Source organism: Arthrobacter sp. TB 26 (assembly GCF_000427315.1).
Classification (GTDB): domain Bacteria; phylum Actinomycetota; class Actinomycetes; order Actinomycetales; family Micrococcaceae; genus Arthrobacter.
The window spans coordinates 1-5,789 of sequence record NZ_AUPJ01000019.1; the positions used below are offsets into that span (position 1 = coordinate 1).

Below are 5,789 nucleotides of genomic sequence, written 5' to 3' on the forward strand. Positions count from 1 at the left end.
CCCCGTGTTCGCGGCGCTGCCGGCCGGGTCGCTGGACTACGGGATGGCCGCGCTTGTGGTGCCGGTCCTCGCCGGAACGCTCGCGGGCTGGTGGTTCCTGCGCGAAGGCGAAAACCACTTCGACGAATGGCTCTCCATCAAGGTCCACGCCCGCTGGTTCACCGCCACCGTCTCCACGGTCGCCCTCGGCGTGATGGTCGGCAGCGTCGCCGGGCTGCTCGCGGCGGGCCTGGCCTGGCTGGCCGGGGGATCCGCCGGCATCGGACGGCTCACCGAGATTGGCCCCGAACCGCTCCGGACGGCACTGTTCGTGGCCGCGGAGGTGGGGATCGGCGTCGTGATCGGTTACGCCGCCGGACCCTGGCTGGAACGCCAGCAGAAACTGCGCGAGGCGGACCTGGAGTCGGCCTCCCTGTAGCGCTTAGCGGAACTGCGGCAGCGACTTTTCCAGCTGGGTCTGGCACATGGAGGCGGCCTGCTGGGTGAGGGCCTGGCGGCTGCACTGCTGGTAGTCGCGGACCTGGGTGAAGAACAGCGCCGAGGTCAGGAGCAGCAGCACCTGGATGGCCAGGACCACCATCCCGGAAATCGTCCCGAACAGCACCAGCTTGGATTCCTTGAGCCTGGCGTACCGGACCAGCACCATGATGCCGAGCACGATGGCGATCACCGTCAGGAGGGCGCTCAGCCAGAGGTAGTTGATGTCCAGCTGGTAGACGAAGAACGATCCCAGCACCGCCACGATGAAGCTGCGGAACAGATTGTGGGTTTTCGCCTGCGAGGCCTTGGCCGCGTCGCTGAGCGGGTGCTGGCTGCCCGGGCTGCCGGCGGAGTCGTTCGGGGGATTCATGTTTTCCAGCCTACGCGAGCGGCCCCATAAGCTAGGACAATGCGCATCGTAGTCCTCGTCTCCGGCACCGGCTCCAACCTCCAGGCCGTCATCGACGCCGTTCGGGAAGGCCGGCTCGACGTCGAGATCGCCGCAGTCGGCGCGGACCGGCCCGGAACCTACGGGGTGGAGCGCTCGGCCGCCGCCGGAATCCCGACCTTCGTGGTGGACTTCAAGGCCTACCCGGACCGGGCCGCCTGGAACACGGCCCTCACCGAGGCCGTGGCCGCGTACTCGCCCGACGTCGTTGTGTCCTCAGGGTTCATGCGGATTGTCAGCGCGGACTTCATCGACGCGTTCGGCGGCAGGTACCTCAATACCCACCCGGCCCTGCTGCCGTCATTCCCCGGCGCCCACGGGGTCCGCGATGCGCTGGCCTACGGCGTTAAGGTCACCGGCTGCACGGTGCACTGGGCCGACGCCGGCGTGGACACGGGCCCCATCATCGCCCAGGAAGCGGTGGCGATTGCCGAGGGCGAGACCGAGGAATCCCTGCACGAGCGGATCAAGGTCGTGGAGCGCCGCCTGCTGGTGTCCACGCTGGCTGCCCTGGCTGCTGCACATACGCCCTGACCGCCTCGATGCGCTATCACTTGTGGTGCTCCTCCGAGGCCCAGAAGCACCATAAGTGATAGCGCAACCGCCGGGAAGTTGACGGGCTGGCTACTCGAGGTGGCGCTGCTTGGTTTCGGGGGCGAAGAACGCCATCCAGAGCACACTCAGCAGCACCAGCCCGCCGGCGAGGGCGAACGAGGTCGCGAGGCCCAGCTCCGGCCAGAGGAACGCCGCGAACACCAGCGGGCCGAACCCCGCGCCGAGCCGGGAGAACGTCGACGCCCAGCCGAACCCCGAGCCGCGCAGCTCCGTGGGGTACAGCTCGGAGACATAGGCGTAGAGCACCGGGATGGCCACCTGCACCACAAAGCCGAAGACCAGCAGCCAGAACACGGCCGCCGTCGGGATGTCCACCACGATCGCCACGATCACCAGGGTCAGCGCGGACAGCGGGCCGGTGATCGCCAGGATCCACTTCCGGCCCACCCGCTCCACGAGCAGCGCGGCCACCACCACACCGAGGAGCCCGACGGCGGCCATGGAGGCGGTGGTGAGGAAGGCCTTGTACTCCTCGAAGCCGGCGCCGATCAGGATCCGCGGCATCCAGGTCAGCGACAGGTAGTAGACCAGCAGGATGGAGAAGAACAGAGACCAGGCCGCCGTCGTGATTTTCCAGTCGTACTGCCAGAGTGCGCGCAGCTGGGTCCAGGCGCTGCCGGCGGAAAGCCGCGGAGCGTCCTGCGGCTCGGGGAGGCTGTAGACGCGGGGTTCGGCGCCGGTGGCCGCGACGAGGTCGTCGATCACCTTGGCGGCCTCGTCCCGGCGGCCCTTGCGGATCAGGAACAGCGGGGACTCGGGGACGCTGCGGCGGATCCAAAACACCAGCAGCGCCGGGAGCACCATGACCAGCATGGTCAGCCGCCAATCCCCGTACAGGGCCACGAGCCCGGCGGAGACGAAACCGCACAGTGCCGCCCCGATCGGCCACCAGCCGTCCATCGCGGTGAGGACCCTGCCGCGCTGCTTGCGGGGGGTGAACTCGCCCACGAGGGCGTAGTCGACCGGGATGCAGCCGCCCAGACCGAAGCCGGCCATAAAGCGGAACGCGACGAACCAGAGGAAGTCGGGGGAGAACGCGCCGAGCACGGTGAAGAGCGAGAAGATCAGCAAGGTGGCGGTGAAGGCCTTCTTCCGCCCGATGGTGTCCGCGATGGTGCCCCAGACGAAGGCACCCAGGGCCATGCCGATCAGGTTCGAGGCGCCGATCCAGGCAGCCTCGCCCGGGGTGAGGGACCAGTGCCTGGACAGCAGCGGAATCAGGATGCCGTTGAGCGTGACGTCCCAGGCATCGAACATAAAGCCCAGGCCGCCGATCAGGAAGATCCGGCCCTGCACTTTCCAGCGCCACGGCAGTTCCTGGACCACCTGTTCGCCGCTGGGCACAGTGGTGTACGTATTCATCTCTCAGCCTCCTGGGAAAACTCTACGTGGCCATCCGCCGGTGCGCTGCGCTTCATACTCCGGCGCGCGGGCAGCGCCGAGGGAAGGCACAGGGCGCCGACGCGATAAACTGGCCCCATCCCCACCACCCGCGGCCACGCCGCGATATAAGACGGAGACTTTTGTGAGCTTCACGCAGCTTGACCGTGTATCCATCGACCGTGTTCCCATCCGCCGGGCCCTGATTTCGGTCTACGACAAGACCGGTCTGGAGGAGCTCGCGAGGGGCCTGCACGACGCCGGCGTCAAGATCGTCTCCACCGGCTCCACCGCCAAGAGGATCGCCGCCGCCGGCATCCCGGTGCAGGAAGTCGAGGAAGTCACCGGCTCCCCGGAAATGCTGGACGGCCGCGTCAAGACCCTCCACCCGCGCGTCCACGGCGGCATCCTCGCCGACCGCCGCGTCCCGGCGCACATGGACACGCTGGCGTCGATGGACATCGAACCGTTCGACCTCGTCGTCGTGAACCTCTACCCCTTCGTGGACACCGTGAAGTCGGGCGCTGCGCAGGACGACGTCGTCGAGCAGATCGACATCGGCGGCCCCGCGATGGTGCGCTCGGCCGCGAAGAACCACGCCGCCGTCGCCATTGTGGTGGACCCGTCGTCCTATCACGACGTCGTTGCTGCCGCCGCCTCGGGCGGCTTTGACCTGAAGACCCGGCGCCGGCTCGCCGCCAAGGCGTTCGCGCACACCGCCACCTACGACACCGCCGTGGCCACCTGGACCGCGAGCCAGTTCCTCGACGAGGACGGCGACGGCGTCATCGACTGGCCCGCGTACGCCGGTCTGGCCCTCGAGCGCTCCGAGGTGCTGCGCTACGGCGAAAACCCGCACCAGCAGGCCGCCCTCTACGTGGACAAGGCCGCCCCGGCCGGCATCGCCCAGGCCGACCAGCTGCACGGCAAGGCCATGAGCTACAACAACTTCGTCGACGCCGACGCCGCCCTGCGTGCCGCGTTCGACTTCGCCGAGCCCGCCGTCGCGATCATCAAGCACGCCAACCCCTGCGGTGTGGCCGTGGGGTCCGCGTCCGCGGCGGACCCGATCGCGGAAGCCCACGCCAAGGCCCACGCCTGCGATCCCGTGTCCGCGTTCGGCGGCGTGATCGCGGCCAACCGCACCGTCACCGCCGGCATGGCCCGGACCGTCGCCGGCATCTTCACCGAGGTCGTCATCGCGCCGGGCTTCGAGGACGAGGCCGTGGAAATCCTCTCCAAGAAGAAGAACATCCGCCTCCTCGCCCTGCCCGAGGGCTACGGCCGCTACCCGACCGAGTTCCGCCAGGTCTCCGGCGGCATGCTGGTCCAGGCCACGGACAAGGTCGACGCCGAGGGCGACAACCCCGCCAACTGGACCCTCGCCGCCGGTGAGGCCGCCGACGCCGCGACCCTGGCCGACCTCGCCTTCGCCTGGACCGCCTGCCGCGCCGCCAAGTCCAACGCCATCCTGCTGGCAGACCACGGTGCCGCCGTGGGCATCGGCATGGGCCAGGTCAACCGGCTCGATTCCTGCAAACTCGCCGTCGAGCGCGCCAACTCGCTCGGCGTGAGCGTGGACTCTGACGTCGACGGTGCGGGCGGTGCCTCCAATGCCGTTCAGGCAGAACCAGGCGCCAGCGGCGCACCGGAGCGTGCCCGCGGCGCCGTGGCGGCGTCGGACGCGTTCTTCCCGTTCGCCGACGGACTGCAGATCCTGATCGACGCCGGCGTCCGCGCCGTCGTCCAGCCCGGCGGCTCGGTCCGCGACGAGGAAGTCATCGCCGCGGCCAACGCCGCCGGCATCACGATGTACTTCACCGGCGCCCGGCACTTCTTCCACTAGACCGGACGACCAGGCAGGGGGAGTCGGATGGCCAGGCTGACAGCGTTGCGCGCCCACCGCGTCCGCGTGCCGCTGGTGGGGCACTTCACCACCGCGGTGCGCAGCGCGACCGAACTCGAAACCGTGCTCGTGGAAGCCGTCGACTCCGACGGCCGCAGCGGCTGGGGCGAGGCGCCGATCAGCCGGGTCACCCGGCTCTCCACCGAGCAGGCGGTGGCCAGCATCCAGGGCCCGCTGGCTGCCCTGGTGCTGGGCCGGACCTCCGCAACAACGGGAACCAGCACGGCCGGCCCCTCCGCCGGGGAGCTCGACGGCGTCCTGGCCGGGCTGGAACACAGCAGTGAACCGGCGGCGGCCCGGATGGCGGTGGACTGTGCCCTGCATGATCTGGCCGCCCAGCAGTCCGGGCTGACGCTCGGGGCCTACCTTGGCGGCACCGGGTCCGGAGCCGCCGCCCCCGCTACCGGGGTTCCCGCAGCAACCGTCGAGACGGACATGACGCTCTCTGTCGCCCCGCCGGAGGAACTTGCGGCGAAGGCGGCGGTGCACGCGGCCGCCGGGTTCCGCTGCCTGAAGGTGAAACTGGATGCCCGGATGGATGTCCTCGCCTCGATGCGGGCGGTCCGGGCGGCCGCGGGGCCGGACGTTGTGCTGCGGATCGACGCGAACCAGGCGTTCGACGCCGGGACGGCCATCCGGGTCATCCGGCAGCTCGAGGACGCCGGGCTCGGGATCGAACTCGCGGAACAGCCCGTACCGGCCGGTGACTGGGCGGCACTGGCCCAGGTCAGCGCCGCCGTCGACACTCCCGTCATGGCCGATGAAAGCCTCTGGACCCTCGCGGACCTGGACCGGCTGCTCGCGCACCGGGCCGCGTCCCTGGTCAACATCAAACTGGCCAAATCCGGCGGGCTGCGCCATGGCCGCAGGCTGCTGGAACGCGCCCGGGCCGAGGGCCTGGGCGTCGTGATCGGCTGCATGCTGGAGAGCCCGGTGGGGATCGCCGCCGCCGCCTCGCTC

The 5,789-nt window shown here is 69.8% G+C and carries 6 protein-coding genes; 4 read left to right on the forward strand and 2 right to left on the reverse strand.

What is annotated here, in order from left to right:
• Window positions 1-418, forward strand: a 418-nt coding sequence (locus K789_RS0100365) for a DUF6350 family protein (protein WP_029704122.1), incomplete at its 5' end; no start/stop codon positions are given.
• A gap of 3 nt (window positions 419-421) precedes the next feature.
• Here K789_RS0100365 and K789_RS0100370 read toward each other — a convergent pair.
• Entirely contained in the window at window positions 422-850 is a 429-nt protein-coding gene (locus K789_RS0100370) for a hypothetical protein (protein ID WP_024365014.1), read from the reverse strand.
• Window positions 851-889: 39 nt separating this feature from the next.
• Here K789_RS0100370 and purN point away from each other — a divergent pair, with 39 nt between their 5' ends.
• Window positions 890-1,462, forward strand: a complete 573-nt coding sequence (gene purN, locus K789_RS0100375; RefSeq protein ID WP_024365015.1) for a phosphoribosylglycinamide formyltransferase — start codon at window positions 890-892, stop codon at window positions 1,460-1,462.
• 90 nt (window positions 1,463-1,552) lie between these two features.
• Here purN and K789_RS0100380 read toward each other — a convergent pair whose 3' ends face one another.
• A complete protein-coding gene (locus K789_RS0100380) occupies window positions 1,553-2,905 on the reverse strand; it encodes an MFS transporter (RefSeq protein ID WP_024365016.1) in 1,353 nt (450 codons plus the stop codon).
• A gap of 163 nt (window positions 2,906-3,068) precedes the next feature.
• Here K789_RS0100380 and purH point away from each other — a divergent pair, with 163 nt between their 5' ends.
• On the forward strand, window positions 3,069-4,769 hold the full coding sequence (gene purH / locus K789_RS0100385) for a bifunctional phosphoribosylaminoimidazolecarboxamide formyltransferase/IMP cyclohydrolase (protein ID WP_024365017.1): 1,701 nt from the start codon (window positions 3,069-3,071) through the stop codon (window positions 4,767-4,769).
• 27 nt (window positions 4,770-4,796) lie between these two features.
• The coding region (locus K789_RS0100390) for a dipeptide epimerase (RefSeq protein WP_029704123.1) at window positions 4,797-5,789 on the forward strand (993 nt) is incomplete at its 3' end.